This is a genomic window from Marivita geojedonensis (genome assembly GCF_002115805.1).
Classification (GTDB): domain Bacteria; phylum Pseudomonadota; class Alphaproteobacteria; order Rhodobacterales; family Rhodobacteraceae; genus Marivita; species Marivita geojedonensis.
The window spans coordinates 77,907-92,403 of sequence record NZ_JFKC01000014.1; the positions used below are offsets into that span (position 1 = coordinate 77,907).

Here is a 14,497-nt window from a genome sequence, read left to right on the forward strand (position 1 = left end):
ATGACCGAGACCACACCCGTCACAGCATTGGTCGCCGATCTCGGCGGCACCAACACCCGTGTTGCCCTGACCGATGGCGGCGCAGTCAGAACCGACACCATCAAGCGTTTCCGCAACGCTGAACATCCCGATCTTCTGTCGGTCCTCCGCGCGTATCTTGCGGATCAGACGGTGGTTCCGGATTGCGCCTGCGTTGCGATGGCGGGTCCGGTGCGCGACGGGGTTGGGGAACTGACCAACCTGAGCTGGACCGTGGACCGCGACTCGGTTGCCGACGCCACCGGTGCCAAGACCGTTGCCGTTCTGAACGACCTTCAGGCACAGGGGCACGCGCTTGATCTTCTCAAGCCGGAGGTTCTGCAAACCATCCTTCCCGGACAGAAAACAGGCCCGAAGGCGGCACGGCTTGTTATCGGGATCGGCACCGGCATGAACGCGGCGGCGGTGTACCGCCTCGGGGACCGCACGCTTGTCCCCCCGTCCGAGGCAGGCCACGTTTCCCTGCCCGCGCAGAACGCGGACGAGTTGCGCCTGCTCGACTGGATCGCGAAAAAGCATGGAACGCCGGGTCTTGAGGACATTCTGTCCGGACGCGGGTTCGAGCGGGTTTATGAATGGCTGTGCTCCGAAGCCGGAGTCGATGCGCCTCTGGATGCAAGCGGGATCATGCAGGCGGTCAATGACGGCTCCAGCAAGATCGCGGAAGAGGCAGCGCGCATGTTCGTCCGGATGATGGGGCGCGCGGCAGGCAATCTGGCACTGGTGCACCTGCCCTTCGGCGGCATTTACCTGATCGGTGGCGTGGCGCGCCACTTCGCCCCACATCTGGAGCGCCTGGGCTTCCGTGAGGCGTTCCACGACAAGGGCCGGTTCTCGGAATTCATGGAACAGTTCCCGGTGCATCTTGTCGAGGACGACTACGCCGCCCTGACTGGTTCGGCGGCGCATCTGATGGAGCTGATGGATTAAGCCTTCAGCGCCCGTATCACGCCAGCCGGACCAAGGACTTTTCCTGCAATCTCAACGTCGTGCGGGTTGTGGTTGAACCAAAACCGTTCTGCGCCCGTGTCGCGCAGGCGGACCCCCATCGGCAGGGTGATGGTGTCTACTTCGGCCCGGTCGCAGAGATATTTTACCAAACGGTCAAAAAACACGTCGTCCCCCCAGCCCCCGCAATAGGTCGTGCTGCCGGAGCGCATCGCGACAGACATCCCGTGTTCTGTCGCAAAGACCGTCTCGGCCCCGCCTTCCAGATGCTCGAACCAGTTCTTCACCGCCCCGCCCTCGGCCACCAGGATCGGCATGTCCGGGCGCAGGGTTTCGAGCCGCGACACGGTCACATCCAGCCCCGGCCATGCGGGTGGGAGCGGCACGGGGATGGTGAAGTCACCATCTCGGGCGGCCGATCGTGGTCCGATCAGGACCTCGGCATCACATTCTGAAAGTGCAGACTTCAGGTCATCGGGCATGGTCATCATGCCGGGTGCGGCCACCACACGGTATCCGGTGAAGTCGCGCTGCGTCGGCGGCAGGATGTCGATGGTCACACCCGCCCGCCGGAACGCACGGTAGAGGTCGAAGACCAGACCGAAATAATCCAACCCCTGCCCCTGCGGCTGCACCTCCCACGCCCATGCCGCGTCGTAGTCGAAGATCAGCGCGACGAGCGCTTGCGTGATCGACACATCCGGGGCGTCGGTCAGTTCGTGTGCCACCTGCTCCGCCTCTATATAGCCCGGCGCGATCACGCTGTCGGGGCGCAAGAGGCCCGCATGCAACTGTTCCTGCGCAAAGGGGGCCTGACGCCAGCGGAAGTAACACACCGCTTCGGCCCCGTGGGCAAACGCCTCCCACGTCCAGAGGCGGACCATGCCCGGCAACGGTGCCGGGTTGTAGGGTGCCCAGTTCACCGGGCCGGGTTGCTGCTCCATGACCCACCAGCGGCCTTTGCCTACCGCGCGGTAAAGATCGTGGTGAAACGCCTGAAAGTCCGGATCGCCCTGACGGGCATAGTGGCGCTGGTTCTCTGGCGACGCGCCCACACGGTCTTCGAGGAAGCCCAGCGGGTAGCTGTCCCATGTGGCGATTTCGAGGTCTTCGCCAACCGCGAAATGATCGAAATCGGTGATCCGACCCATGTAATTGTGCGAAATCGGCGCATCCGAGTACTTTCGGATGATCTCCACCTGCACACGATTGAAGCGCACCACCTGATCGGAAGAGAACCGTCGGAACGCCTGCACATGCGCGGGGTTCGGCTCGGTCACGGTCAGGTTGGGCAGGTCAATCTGGTCGAAATCGTCATACTCCATCGACCAGAACACATTGCCCCACGCGGCGTTCAGGGCGTCAATGTCGCCATCATTGCCCTGCCCCGGATAGCGTGCGCGCAGCCAGCCCCGGAACGCCTGACGGGCGGCGTTGGAGTAGGACAGGATCGTGTCGTGGCAGCCGTATTCATTGTCCGTCTGCCACGCCGCGACATGCGGGTTGCTGCCGTAGCGCTTGGCGACCTCGGTGACGATGCGGCGGCATTCGTCAAGATAGCCCTCGTGGCTGAAGCAGTAGTGACGGCGCGAGCCGAACCCGCGCGGGTTGCCCTGCGCATCAACCGCGAACATGTCGGGATGCTTGTCACAGACCCAGCGTGGCGGTGTGGCGGTTGGCGTGCCCAGAACGACCTTGAGGCCCGCTGCGCCCAAGACGTCGATCGCTTGGTCCAGCCAGTCCCACCGGAAATCGCCTTGTGCCGGTTCGATCCGGGACCATGCGAATTCGCCGATGCGGACCCAGGTGAGGCCAAGGGCGGCCATGCGGGCGGCGTCTTCCTCCCAGATCGCGCGCGGCCAATGTTCGGGGTAATAGCAGGTGCCGAGCGTGCGTTTCATAGGATGACTTGGTGTTCTTTCTGGCCTGTGGTGCCGGAGGGTATGGCAAAAGTCTTGCCGTCATTTTCACCAGCGGGGTCGAGCCCGTCAGCGGCGGTGGTGACGTAGAGCGTGGTCAGATCCGGACCGCCAAAGGCCGGACAACTGGCCTGCACGCCGGGCACGGCAATGGCGCGGATCAACGCGCCATCGGGGCCGTAGCAGGCCACCCGCGCGGCGCCCCACTGCGCGACCCAAAGGTTGCCCTCGGCATCGACGACCGCGCCATCGGGGTTCAGCTCAGCAGCGGTCAGATCGGTGAACAGTGTCGGCTTGCCATCCGGGTAGCCGTCTTCGTCCAGAGCCACCTTCAGTATCTTGCGCTTGCGCGTGTCTGTGTAAAAGGCATGGCTGCGATCCGGCGCAAAGCAGATCGCATTGGAGATGGTGATCCTGTCGAACAGCTTGGTCAGCGTGCCGTCATGGTAGCGGTAGATCGCCCCCGCCCCCGGTTCGGCGTTCTTGCCCATGGTCCCGATCCAAAACCCGCCCCACGGGTCGGCGCGGCCATCGTTGGACCGGGTGATCGGATTGTCGGCCTCCAGCGGGTGAAGGAAGGTGCTTTCGCCGGTCTCGGTCTCGAAGACCGACAGCGACGTTTCGCTGGCGATGAGCAGAACGCCGGTGTCGATCCAGCCGGCGGCAGAGACATGTTCATCGAAGTCCCAGCTTTGTTCATCGGTCCCGTCGCTGCGGTAAAGCGTCTTGCCGATGATGTCGAACCAGTACAGCACCTGCTCCTCCGGGTGCCAGAGCGGGCCTTCACCAAGGGTGCAGACAGTATTGCTGAAGATATTGGCCATCAGGACATCACCGCGTCATAGGCCGCGACAATCTCTGCCGCGCGGGTTTTTATCTCGGCAACAGATGCGCCGGGTTTGTAGAGCGCGGAGCCGATACCGAACCCATTCACACCCGCCGCGCGCCAGTCGGCAAAGTTCGACGGGCCTGCACCGCCCACGGCAAACGTTTCGGTGCCAGGCGGCAGGACGGCCTTGATCGCCTTCAATCCCTCCGGCCCGATCAGAGAGGCGGGAAAGAGCTTCAACCCATCCGCCCCATTGCGCAGCGCGGTGAAGCATTCGGTGGGCGTCATCACGCCGGGATAGCTTTTCATGCCCGCCTGTTTTGTCGCCACGATCACACGCGGGTTGCAGTCGGGCGACACGACCATCCCCGCGCCGATCTGATGCAGGCGCTGCACATCGTCCGGGTTCAGGACAGTGCCCGCACCGATCAGAGCGGTCTGGCCGAACGCGTCGACCATCTGCTTGATCGACGAGAACGGATCCGGCGAATTGAGCGGCACTTCGATGGAGGTGATGCCTGCGTCGATCAGTGCTTCGGTGATCGGTACGGCCTCATCCGGGGCGATCCCGCGCAGGATGGCGATGATCTTGCGGGTCATTGCGTGGTCTCCCTGAGCGCCGCGTAGGCCGCTTTGAGCCCTTCCAGTGTCATGCGTTCGGCATCGGTGCGTTCGACCGGCAGGCCCTGAGCGCCCAAAGCATCAGCGTAGGCCTTGCACAGTTTATCATCGCCAATAAGCGCCACATGCTGGCCCAGCCAATAGGGCCGCGCGGCGGCGAGTTCGGCACCGATCAGCAGACCGGACAGGCGCGTGCGCGCCTGATCTGCATGAAGATTGTTCAGCAAGCCCTCGGCCCGTATGGAAAAAAGCCGCGCGGCAAGATCGGATGTGTTCGACATGGCCGTGGAGATGGCATCGGCAAAGGCCGTGGCGTCCCAGCCGTCGCCGGACGCCGTGTGGCGCAGGACAGACTGCTGCGACAGGAGCGCAAACATCTCTCCGGTCATGAAGGTGCGGAAGCTGACAATCTCGCCCGCGCTGATATGCACCCATTTGGTATGGGTGCCCGGAAGGCAGATCACACCGTCGAATTTCGGATTGAGCGCGAGGAATCCGGCGATCTGGGTTTCCTCGCCGCGCATCACGTCGGCGGGATTGGTCTGCTTGACGCCGGGCAGGATGTGAACTGACAGGCGCGGCTCTCTTGTTGGTACATGGGTCGCCCGGTCGATCCCGGGCGGGGTGCAGGGGGCGGCCACATATTTTGCCTCGGCCCAGCCCTGGCGCGATCCGGCCATGCCGCAAACGATCACAGGCGTTTTGCCGGTGCCGAGCAGGTCCCCGGCCAGATCGAGCAGCGCAGGCTCGAACCCGTCGCGCGAGAGCGTCCCCATCCCGGCATCATTGCCGCGACGGGTCTGCACTGTACCACTCTGGGTCATCGCCCAGACGCGCAGGTGAGATGTCCCCCAGTCAACTGCGAGCCAATCCGTCATGCTGCCACCGTCACGACACCGCCGTCCACGGCCAGCGTCTGGCCCGTCATCATGCGGCTGGTGTTGGAGGCGAGGAACAGCGTGGCATCGACCACGTCCTGTTCGACGAGGTGTTCCTTGAGGCATTGCTTGTCGAGATGCGCGGCAAGAGATGCGGGGTCGGCCCAGAGCTCTTTCTGCTTGTCGGTCAGCACCCAGCCGGGCGCCAGGGCGTTCAGACGGATGTTGTCTGGCCCGAATTCCCGCGCAAGGCTGCGCGTCATGCCCGTGATGCCTGCGTTCGATGTGGTGTAGGCGATGTAGCCTGCGTTTCCCATCATGTAGCTGATGGAGCTGAAGTTGACGATTGCGCCGCCACCCGCCGCTTTCATGCCGGGGATCACAGCCTGACAGGCAAAGAAATAGGCGTCGAGGTTGATCGAGGTGGACCAGTCCCAGAACTCCTGATCGACATCGAGCGCGCTGTGGCGTTTGTCGTTGGCGGCGTTGTTCACCAGCACGGTGATCGGGCCATGCGCCTCAGCCGCCTGTCCGATGGCAGATTGCAAGGCGGCGGTGTCGGTGATGTTGCATGGGATGAAGAGCGGTGCTGCACCGTGCTTGGCCGCCATCTCGGCCACGAAACCGGACGCGTCTGAACGCCCGACAAAGGCCACCTTCGCGCCCTGCCCCAGAAACCCGTCTGTCAAGGCCGCCCCAATGCCGGAGCCGCCGCCCGTGATGAAAACGGACGCATCCTTGAGATCGTGGAATGTCGCGTAGGTGGTCATTCAGGCGGCTTTCTTCAGTCGTGCAAATTCGGGGAGCATGTCGCCATGCGCAGCCAAGAGATCGGTCACAAGGCTGCGGATCTGGCGGAGGTCCAGTTCGGCGGCGGTGTGCGGATCCATCATGGCGGCGTGGTAGACATGTTCGATGTCTTCGTCCACCAGCGCGCGGACCACAAGCTCCTGCACATTGATCTGAGTGCGCATCAGCGCGACCAGTTGCGGCGGGATGTCATCGATCACCGTGGGCTGGATTCCGTTTGCATCCACCATGCAGGGCACCTCGACCGCAGCCCCGCTTGGCAGTTGCGGCGCCTGACCCCGGTTCGACAGGTTGCCATAGATCGTGTAGGGCTGGTTGGTGACCATCGCGTTCATGATCTCGGCCGCGAATTCGTGGCTTTTCCTGAAGTCGATCTGATCCGCCGTGCGGTAGGCTTTCGCCTGATCAGCCCAGTCCGCCATCTGTTCGATGCAACGCTTGGGGTATTCGTCCAGTGGCACGCTGAAGGCGTCGATCAAATCCTCGCGGCCCGACTTGATGAACCACGGGACATATTCGGCCAGATGTTCAGAGCTTTCGGTGCAGAAATAGCCCAGATGTTCCATCACCTCGTAGCGAACCTTGTTGGCGCAGCGCGGCATCAACAGCGGCGGTTTGGGCAGGCTGCCCACGCGATAACCTTCCCGCAGCGCCGGATAGAGCGATTTGCCCTTGTGCGTCAGGTCAAGAAAGAAGGCCACGTGGTTCACACCAGCGACCCGGTAGCGGATCTCGCCTTTCGGCAGATCGAGATCATGCGCCAGTTCTTCAACCGTGTTCTGCACCGAATGGCACAAGCCCACCTGCTTCACACCCGGATAGCTTTCGGCAATCGCCCAGGTGTTGATCGCCATCGGATTCACGTATTGCAGTAGCGTCGCATCGGGGCACAGCTCTGCCATGTCGGCGGCGACGCGCCAGAGGTGCGGAACGGTGCGCAGGCCGCGCATGATGCCGCCGACACCCAATGTGTCACCGATGGTCTGACGCAACCCATACTGCTTGGGGATGTCGAAATCGATCACGGTCGATGGCTCGTAGCCGCCGATCTGAAACGCGGTGACGACGAAATCCGCCCCGGCCAATGCGCGGCGCTGGTCCGTCGTGGTCTCCACCTGCGCAGACCGCCCGGACGCCGCAATCAGCTTACGCGCCACCAGCGCGGATTCCTCCAAACGCTGCTCATTGATATCCATCAGCGCAAAGGTGGCCCCCTCCAGCGCCGGAAAGTGGAGAACGTCACCCACGATATTCTTCATGAAAATCGTCGAGCCTGCGCCGATAAAGGCGATGCGTGTCATGGTCTGTGGTCCTTATTTCACCGCGCCCAGTGTCAGGCCTGCGATAAAGTGTTTCTGCATGAGGAAGAACATCAGCACCGGCGGCAGAGCCGCGACGATACTGCCCGCGCTCATCAGATGATAAGCAGCGCGGTATTGTGCGTTGAAGCTGGTGATGCCAGCGGTGACGGGCTGTGCATCCGGCCCCTGGGTCAGGACGATGGCCCAGAAATAATCGTTCCAGATGAAGGTGAAGATCAGCACCGCCAGCGCCGCCAGCGCGGGTTTCATCAAAGGCAGCACCACAAACCAGAAGATCCGCCATTCGGCAACGCCTTCGACCCGCGCCGCCTCGATCAGCGGGAACGGCAGCGCGCGGATGAAGTTGCGCATGAAGAGCGTGCAGAACCCGGTCTGGAACGCGATGTGAAACAGCACGAGGCCCGTCTTGGTGTTGTAGAGTCCCATGTCGAGCGTCAGGTCGCGCACTGGCACCATCAGGATCTGGAACGGCACGAAATTGCCCGCGACGAACATGAAGAACACCCAGATGTTCGACCGGAATTTGTAGATCCCCAGCGCAAACCCCGCCATGGCCGACAGTGCGACCGCTCCGATCACGGTGGGGACGGTGATCAAGACCGAGTTCAGCATGTACCGCGGCATGTCAGAATTGAAAAAGACCTGCCCATAATTGTTGAACAGCTCGAACGACCCCGGCATGCCCCAGTAATTGCCTTGCGTGAAATCGGACGCGGGCTTGATCGAAAAAACAGCCACGGCGATCAGCGGCAAGAGCCAAAGGATCAGAGATATTGGCAACAGAGTCTTGTAGGCGGTCTGCGCGGGTGCGCTGGCCTGTTGAATGGGACGCGGAAACATCAGAGCACCCCCCCTTCATTAAACGACGGCATGTTCTTCATCTTGCCCGATAAACTCCCGCCGGAGGCTCCCGTCAGTTTCCACATGTTCACCGTCCTCCCCGCTCTTCGCGGTACATCGACCAGAGGAAATACGCGATGAAGACCAGCATGATAAGGAAGAGCACCACCGCGATTGCTGCGCCATAGCCCATGCGGAAGCCGTATTCCGACAGCGCCTTTTCGAACATGTAGAACGAAAGAACCCGGGTCTGCCCGAACGGGCCGCCATTGGTCATGATCGAAATCAGGTCAAAGGACCGCAACGCGCCGATGATCGTCACAACGAAGGCGATAAAGGTTGCCGGTTTGAGCTGCGGGATGATGACGTACCAGAGCATCTTCCAGCCCTTCGCGCCATCGAGCCTCGCTGCCTCGACCTGCTCTGGATCCACGGCGTTGAGGCCGGTCAGATACAGGATCATGCAATAGGCCGTCTGCGGCCAGAGACCGGCGGCAATGATGCCATAGGTCGCCCATGTTGGATCACCCAGCACATTGACCGGGCCGAGGCCGACCAATCTCAGCATGTTCGACAGCAGACCTTCGTTGGGCAGGTAGAACCACGCGAAGACAAGCCCGACAACGACCTGCGACAGAACAAAAGGGAAGAAAAACAAAGACTTGTAAATGCGAATCCCCGTGACCGTCTGGTTCAGGAACAGCGCGATGAAAAGCCCCGCCGGGATCGCCAACAGGTAGAAGATCAGCCATTTCAGGTTGTTCCAGAGCGAAACCTCGAACGCGCTGTCATCCATCAGTTCGGCATAGTTCTCCATGCCGATGAACCGCGCCACGCCCAGACCATCCCAGTCGTAGAGCGAAATCGAAAAGCTCTGGAAGATCGGAATGATGACATAGACCGCGAAAAACAGGATGGCAGGCGCCAGGAAGAGCCACGGCGTCACCGCGATCTCGTTGCGCTTGTACCAGCCGCGCTTCGGCGTTTCAGTGTCGGGAAGGGCTGTGACGGTCATGGTCGGGTCTCCTCCACACGGGCCATGCGGAAGCCGCGCGCGGCTTGCGGATGGGCCGTCATGGGCCGGGACTGTCCCGGCCCAGACGAGATCATATTACTTGTAGACGCGCTCGCGCACCTTCTCGAGACGGTTCAGGATGTCATCGAGGTTGTCCGGGAACACCATGAATTCCTGGAAGCCCTGCATCGCTTCGGCTGCCATTTCCGCCGGGTAGTCACGATCAAAGAACTGCGCCACGCCGCCCGGGCTGTTGGAGGACAGCATCGCAAAGCCCTGCTCGAGGAATTTGTCGTCGTCGATCGACGCGGACGCGTTCACCGGAAGCTGGCCGAGGTTCTGACCGTTGTTGATGACGGTCTGTTCATCCGCCGACACCACGAAGCGCAGGAATTCCCGTGCCGCTTCCTTGTTGTTGGCATTGGCCGGGATGTGGAACGTGTCGGTCGGCGCGTCTTCTGCCATGGCCACACCTTCGGTGATCGCTGGGAACTGGTAGAAGTCGAGCTGATCGTCGGTCAGACCTGCTTCGCGCAGCGGTGCCACGGCGAAGTTGCCCATAAGGTATGCGGCCGCATCGCCGTTCACCATAAAGGGCAGCGCTTCCTGCCAGGAATAGTTCTGGTGGTTGTCGACATAGGCGCCCATGTCGATCAGCTCGCGCCAGTTGGCGAAGGTTTCGCGCACGCGGTCATCGGTCCACGCCACATCACCAGCGGCCATTTCCATATGGAAATCATAGCCATGTGTGCGCAGGTTCAGATAGTCGAACCAGCCGCCAGCGGTCCAGAGGAACTTGGTGCCGATGGTGTAGCACTTCACACCATTGTCGAGCAGCGTCTGGCAGTTGGATTTCATCTCGTCGAAATTGGTCGGCTCGCTCAGACCGTACTGATCGTAGAGGTCTTTGCGGTAGTAGATGCCCCACTGGTAGTAAGTATAGGGCACGCCCCACTGCTTGCCGTCGATGGTCATCGCGCCTTTAGTCGAGGCGAGGTTGTCGGCAATTTCGGGCTCGGCCCAGAGGTCGGAAACGTCTTCGAACAGACCTGCCTCGACATAGGGGCGCATACGGTTGGCCGCGTACCATGTCGCCACATCCGGCGCATCGGCGGTCAGGAAGTTACGGATTTGGGTCTTGTAGGCTTCACGGTCGATCACCGTGGTTTCGATGTTCAGGTCCGGATGCATCTCCTGGAAGCGGCCAATCATCGCTTCCATCGTTGCGCGCGGTGCCGGGTTCGAAGTGTCGAGGAAAATCTTCAGATCGCCGCTCAGCGAATGACTTCCTGCAAATGCCGTCGAGGCTGCAAGTGCAGCCGTCAGCGCCAGTGCCGACGCTTTCAATGTGGAACGCATGGTGTCCTCCCTTATGCTCCCAAATCTGGTGCAAGATTGGTTTCATTATTTGAAACCTTGTTTTGCATATTGAAATCATAACAGCGACTCGCCTATGCTTGTCAACAGCCGACCGGACGCGACCGGAGGTTAAGGGAGGAAATTCGCGAAGATGGCACCGGCCGAACGAAACGACGGAACCGTGGGCAAGGCTCTTGCCGTGCTGGATCAGATCGCGTCTTACGGGCGCCCTGTCCGGTTCGGCGAACTCCTCGCAGACTCGGACCTGCCCAAGGCGACCTTATACCGGTTTGTGCAGACGCTGACCAATCAGGGCATGCTGCAATACGATCCGGAGCGGCAGACCTACGCACCGGGCTTAAGGCTGGTCCGTTTGGCCCATGCCGCATGGGCGCAGTCATCCCTTGCCCCGGTTGCGCGGCCTCATGTCGATGCATTGAGCGCCGAGACCGGGGAAACCGTGCACCTTGCGCAGCTTGATCATGCGCAGGTGCTTTATGTCGACAAGCGCAACGCACGCGATCCGGTGGAAATGTTCAGCCAGGCCGGAAAGGTTGGGCCCGCATACTGCACGGGTGTCGGCAAGGCGATGCTGGCGTTTCTGCCCGACGCCGAATTGCAGACCGCTCTCGCCCAGCAAAGCTGGCACCGCTTTACCGCGACGACCCACGGCTCCCCCGAAAGTCTCCGCGCGGAACTGGCTGAGATCCGCGCCGACGGGTTGAGCTTTGACCGCGAGGAACACGAGACGGGGATCGTCTGCGTCGCCGTGCCGATTCTCAACTCTCAGGCACGCCCGCTTGGGGCGTTGTCGGTCACCGGAACGACCCGACGCACCGATCTCGATACTCTGCGCGGTCTGGGCCCGCGCCTCAAACTGGCGGCCGCTGCAATTGCACGCGATGCGGAAAGCTGGCTTTTCCCGCGCTCGGCAGCCCCCGCCCCCACCTTAAACAACGGAGAGACGATCCATGTCCGGAGTGACACTTGAATCCGTCATAAAGCGCTATGGCCAAACGCAGGTCATCCATGGGGTCGATCTTGATGTGCAGGACGGGGAGTTCTGCGTGTTCGTCGGCCCGTCCGGCTGCGGCAAGTCCACCCTTCTGCGGATGGTCGCCGGGCTGGAGGAAACCACCGAAGGTACGATCCGGATCGGCGGACGCGACGTGACGCGGCTCGATCCTTCGGATCGCGGCGTGTCGATGGTGTTCCAGACCTATGCGCTCTACCCGCACATGACGGTCGAGGAAAACATGGGATTTGGCCTGAAGATGACCGGTCATGCGGCGAAGGACATCAAGGAAAAAGTCGCCGAGGCCAGCCGTATCCTGAAACTTGACGACTATCTGAAGCGTAAACCAAAGGCGCTGTCAGGCGGTCAACGCCAACGTGTGGCCATCGGGCGCGCCATTGTGCGTGGACCGGAGGTGTTCCTGTTCGACGAACCTCTCTCCAACCTCGATGCGGAACTGCGGGTCGAGATGCGGGTAGAAATCGCCCGCCTGCACAAGGAAATCGGCGCAACGATGATTTACGTGACCCACGATCAGGTCGAGGCGATGACGCTGGCCGACAAGATCGTGGTGCTCCGCGCGGGACGGATCGAACAGGTCGGCGCACCGATGGAGCTTTACCGCGATCCCGACAATCGATTTGTTGCAGGGTTCATCGGATCTCCCTCCATGAATTTCATCAGAGGCCGTGTTCAAGGTGGCGAGGTCGTATCGGACGGTCTTGTTCACAGCGTGTCCAAGACAGCCTCGGCTCAGGAGGGACAGGAGGTTCTCATCGGTCTGCGGCCCGAACACCTCGAGCTCAGGCCGGGCAGCTCGCACCGCGTTGACCTGACCGAGAGCCTTGGCGGTGTGTCCTATGCGCATCTGATCGGCCCGGATGGAGAAAAGATCATCGTCGAAGAACGTGGCGATCACCGGTCGTCCGACGGAGACATGGTCGATCTCGTGGTCGATCCCGATCACATGTTCCTCTTCGACGCCAAAACCGAAGCGCGTTTGCGGTAACATGTGCTATTCTCCGAACACCCATCGGAGGGATATCCCATGCCCGCATCGACAACGCTGCTTGTTGGAACAACCAAAGGGTTGTTCCTGCTGAAGAGCGACCCGGACCGCCAGTCCTGGACACAACAAGGGCCGCTTTGCGATCTGTGGCCCATCAACCATGCCGCAGGTGATGGAGACTCCGGACGCATCTGGGCCGGAGGTGGCAGCGGGTGGCACGGTGCCGGTGTCTGGGCATTGGATGACAGCGGCGCGTCTTGGCATCTGACAAAGCTGGCCAATGGAGAGGCGGACGCGTGGGCGCGCAACAATCCCGAAGAAGCCGCGATCTTCGGTCTGACAGATCCCGGGGACGGACCCTTCGACGGCGAAATCGATGCGATCTGGTCGCTGTGTTTTGCACACGACCGGCTCTATGCCGGGTCCAAACCCGCGAACCTGTATCAAAGCAATGATAACGGACGCAGTTGGACACGGTTCACCGGTCTCGCAGAGTTTCCGGAACGCGATCAGTGGCAGCCAGGCGCGGTTGGACTGACCCTTCACACGATTGTGCCGCATCCGGACGACCCGGAACGTCTGTGGATCGGAATTTCGGCGGCGGGCGTCTTTGCGACCGAAAACGGCGGGCAAAGCTGGGAGCGCCGGGTGCGCCGGGACAATAGCACTCCGGCCACACCGTCACAGCATCCCGCCGCAGGCAGCGACACCGAGATCGGTGGTTGCGTTCACAACATGCAGCTTGTGCAGGCCGGCGACGGTGTCCGCCTGTATCAACAGAACCACCATGGTGTGTACCGAAGCTCAGACGGGGCGCGAAGTTGGCAGAACATCACTGAGGGTCTGCCATCCATCTTCGGGTTTCCCATCGCCGTTCATCCACATGATCCAGACATGGTCTGGACCTTTCCGCTGAACGGAGACACGCGGGGGCGCTATCCGATCGATGGCTCCGCTGCTGTCTGGAAATCGTCCGATGGCGGGATGAACTGGATCCCGCAACAGTCTGGTTTACCAACAGAAAACTGCTTTTTCACAGTCTTGCGTCAAGCCATGTCAGTGGATCGGCACGATACGCCAGCTGTCTTTTTCGGCACCAATTCCGGGTCGGTTTTCGCGTCACTGGATGAAGGTGAGAGCTGGTCCGAAATCGCTGCACACCTGCCAACGGTGCTCTGCGTCGAAGCCGTCACCCACCACGGGTGACAATCAATTGAGAGGTATGGACACCCGGAACTGTACCGTTTCGATCCCGGGATTTTCATCATAGATTCCGGCATTCGACCGGTGATCGTAGCTCAGCGCCATGCGCCATCCTTTGGAGGTCTCGTAGCCCAGTTCGATACCCGACCGGAACTCAATCGGCCCACCCAGATCGAACCCGCCATTGTCGAAATAAAGGCCGGGCATGGAATGCAGCTCGGCATATGCGCCGCTGCGGCCGAAGGAGATTGTGTAGGTGGAGCCAAATCCCATCCATGTTTCTCCGTTTTGACCAACCGACAAACCGGCGGCATTGCCAAACGGCCCGCGCTTATGGCCAAGATCATAGCGAAGATATACCTCACCCGCAGGATCGGCGCGACGCTCCAGAACCTCGCCCGCAGAGATCGAAAACCGCGGCGTGACCTCGGATTTCCCCAGACAGCCCGCCTCCGTCCCGCAATGGTTCATGCTCATGTCGGTCAGGCCAAGCACAAACAACAGGACTGCGAAGGTTCCGTCTGCCATATCATCCGCTCCAGTGAGGTAGAGTTGCGCTGTCCAAGACATCGGTCATTTCAGACAGGGAGTCCAGTGAAGCACCGCTGCGTGGACACAATTCACAAGAAATCGCCAGACAACAAAAAACCCCGCAGCGCGAAGCTCGGGGGTTGTAGAATTCTGTCATCC

Annotated in this window: 14 protein-coding genes; 4 read left to right on the forward strand and 10 right to left on the reverse strand. The window is 61.2% G+C overall.

What is annotated here, in order from left to right; all coding sequences use genetic code 11:
- On the forward strand, positions 1-969 hold the full coding sequence (locus tag MGEO_RS13935) for a glucokinase (RefSeq protein ID WP_085638909.1): 969 nt from the start codon (positions 1-3) through the stop codon (positions 967-969).
- On the opposite strand, the gene MGEO_RS13940 is transcribed toward MGEO_RS13935, so the two are convergent.
- From MGEO_RS13940 to MGEO_RS13980, 9 genes are all read right to left on the reverse strand, one after another.
- Complete coding sequence (locus MGEO_RS13940) at positions 966-2,888, reverse strand: beta-galactosidase (protein WP_085638912.1); 1,923 nt, start codon at positions 2,886-2,888, stop codon at positions 966-968. The genes MGEO_RS13935 and MGEO_RS13940 overlap by 4 nt on opposite strands.
- Positions 2,885-3,730, reverse strand: a complete 846-nt coding sequence (locus MGEO_RS13945) for an SMP-30/gluconolactonase/LRE family protein (RefSeq protein ID WP_085638915.1) — start codon at positions 3,728-3,730, stop codon at positions 2,885-2,887. Before MGEO_RS13945 ends, MGEO_RS13940 begins: the two co-directional genes overlap by 4 nt.
- A complete protein-coding gene (locus MGEO_RS13950; RefSeq protein WP_085638918.1) occupies positions 3,730-4,335 on the reverse strand; it encodes a 2-dehydro-3-deoxy-6-phosphogalactonate aldolase in 606 nt (201 codons plus the stop codon). Before MGEO_RS13950 ends, MGEO_RS13945 begins: the two co-directional genes overlap by 1 nt.
- The gene (locus tag MGEO_RS13955; protein ID WP_085638920.1) at positions 4,332-5,234 is read right to left on the reverse strand and encodes a 2-dehydro-3-deoxygalactonokinase; all 903 of its coding nucleotides are present in this window, start codon (positions 5,232-5,234) and stop codon (positions 4,332-4,334) included. The genes MGEO_RS13950 and MGEO_RS13955 overlap by 4 nt, the downstream gene beginning before the upstream one ends.
- Positions 5,231-6,004: an SDR family NAD(P)-dependent oxidoreductase gene (locus MGEO_RS13960; RefSeq protein ID WP_085638924.1), complete on the reverse strand. Its 774-nt coding sequence runs from the start codon at positions 6,002-6,004 to the stop codon at positions 5,231-5,233. Before MGEO_RS13960 ends, MGEO_RS13955 begins: the two co-directional genes overlap by 4 nt.
- Complete coding sequence (gene melA / locus MGEO_RS13965; protein ID WP_085638927.1) at positions 6,005-7,345, reverse strand: alpha-glucosidase/alpha-galactosidase; 1,341 nt, start codon at positions 7,343-7,345, stop codon at positions 6,005-6,007.
- Between the two features lie 12 nt (positions 7,346-7,357).
- Positions 7,358-8,206 (reverse strand): carbohydrate ABC transporter permease, encoded by an 849-nt coding sequence (locus tag MGEO_RS13970; protein WP_085638931.1) that lies wholly within the window; start codon positions 8,204-8,206, stop codon positions 7,358-7,360.
- An 88-nt stretch (positions 8,207-8,294) separates the two neighbouring features.
- Complete coding sequence (locus tag MGEO_RS13975) at positions 8,295-9,221, reverse strand: carbohydrate ABC transporter permease (protein WP_085638934.1); 927 nt, start codon at positions 9,219-9,221, stop codon at positions 8,295-8,297.
- A gap of 96 nt (positions 9,222-9,317) precedes the next feature.
- Complete coding sequence (locus MGEO_RS13980; RefSeq protein ID WP_085638937.1) at positions 9,318-10,580, reverse strand: ABC transporter substrate-binding protein; 1,263 nt, start codon at positions 10,578-10,580, stop codon at positions 9,318-9,320.
- A 151-nt stretch (positions 10,581-10,731) separates the two neighbouring features.
- Between MGEO_RS13980 and MGEO_RS13985 the strand changes: the two genes are divergently transcribed.
- The 3 genes from MGEO_RS13985 to MGEO_RS13995 are packed head-to-tail and all read left to right on the forward strand — an operon-like array spanning position 10,732 to position 13,810.
- Positions 10,732-11,571: an IclR family transcriptional regulator gene (locus MGEO_RS13985; RefSeq protein WP_085638940.1), complete on the forward strand. Its 840-nt coding sequence runs from the start codon at positions 10,732-10,734 to the stop codon at positions 11,569-11,571.
- Positions 11,552-12,604, forward strand: coding sequence for an ABC transporter ATP-binding protein (locus tag MGEO_RS13990; RefSeq protein ID WP_085638943.1), 1,053 nt, complete (start codon positions 11,552-11,554; stop codon positions 12,602-12,604). The genes MGEO_RS13985 and MGEO_RS13990 overlap by 20 nt, the downstream gene beginning before the upstream one ends.
- 39 nt (positions 12,605-12,643) lie before the next feature.
- Positions 12,644-13,810: a WD40/YVTN/BNR-like repeat-containing protein gene (locus tag MGEO_RS13995; protein WP_085638946.1), complete on the forward strand. Its 1,167-nt coding sequence runs from the start codon at positions 12,644-12,646 to the stop codon at positions 13,808-13,810.
- A gap of 3 nt (positions 13,811-13,813) precedes the next feature.
- Here MGEO_RS13995 and MGEO_RS14000 read toward each other — a convergent pair whose 3' ends face one another.
- Positions 13,814-14,335, reverse strand: coding sequence for an acyloxyacyl hydrolase (locus MGEO_RS14000; protein ID WP_085638949.1), 522 nt, complete (start codon positions 14,333-14,335; stop codon positions 13,814-13,816).
- Positions 14,336-14,497 lie beyond the last annotated feature (162 nt).

Bases quoted from the DNA above. Each gene is read 5' to 3' on its own strand.
- MGEO_RS13935 (WP_085638909.1), top strand. From the start codon at position 1: ATGACCGAGACCACACCCGTCACAGCATTGGTCGCCGATCTCGGCGGC.
- MGEO_RS13940 (WP_085638912.1), bottom strand. From the start codon at position 2,888: ATGAAACGCACGCTCGGCACCTGCTATTACCCCGAACATTGGCCGCGC.
- MGEO_RS13945 (WP_085638915.1), bottom strand. From the start codon at position 3,730: ATGGCCAATATCTTCAGCAATACTGTCTGCACCCTTGGTGAAGGCCCG.
- MGEO_RS13950 (WP_085638918.1), bottom strand. From the start codon at position 4,335: ATGACCCGCAAGATCATCGCCATCCTGCGCGGGATCGCCCCGGATGAG.
- MGEO_RS13955 (WP_085638920.1), bottom strand. From the start codon at position 5,234: ATGACGGATTGGCTCGCAGTTGACTGGGGGACATCTCACCTGCGCGTC.
- MGEO_RS13960 (WP_085638924.1), bottom strand. From the start codon at position 6,004: ATGACCACCTACGCGACATTCCACGATCTCAAGGATGCGTCCGTTTTC.
- melA (WP_085638927.1), bottom strand. From the start codon at position 7,345: ATGACACGCATCGCCTTTATCGGCGCAGGCTCGACGATTTTCATGAAG.
- MGEO_RS13970 (WP_085638931.1), bottom strand. From the start codon at position 8,206: ATGTTTCCGCGTCCCATTCAACAGGCCAGCGCACCCGCGCAGACCGCC.
- MGEO_RS13975 (WP_085638934.1), bottom strand. From the start codon at position 9,221: ATGACCGTCACAGCCCTTCCCGACACTGAAACGCCGAAGCGCGGCTGG.
- MGEO_RS13980 (WP_085638937.1), bottom strand. From the start codon at position 10,580: ATGCGTTCCACATTGAAAGCGTCGGCACTGGCGCTGACGGCTGCACTT.
- MGEO_RS13985 (WP_085638940.1), top strand. From the start codon at position 10,732: ATGGCACCGGCCGAACGAAACGACGGAACCGTGGGCAAGGCTCTTGCC.
- MGEO_RS13990 (WP_085638943.1), top strand. From the start codon at position 11,552: ATGTCCGGAGTGACACTTGAATCCGTCATAAAGCGCTATGGCCAAACG.
- MGEO_RS13995 (WP_085638946.1), top strand. From the start codon at position 12,644: ATGCCCGCATCGACAACGCTGCTTGTTGGAACAACCAAAGGGTTGTTC.
- MGEO_RS14000 (WP_085638949.1), bottom strand. From the start codon at position 14,335: ATGGCAGACGGAACCTTCGCAGTCCTGTTGTTTGTGCTTGGCCTGACC.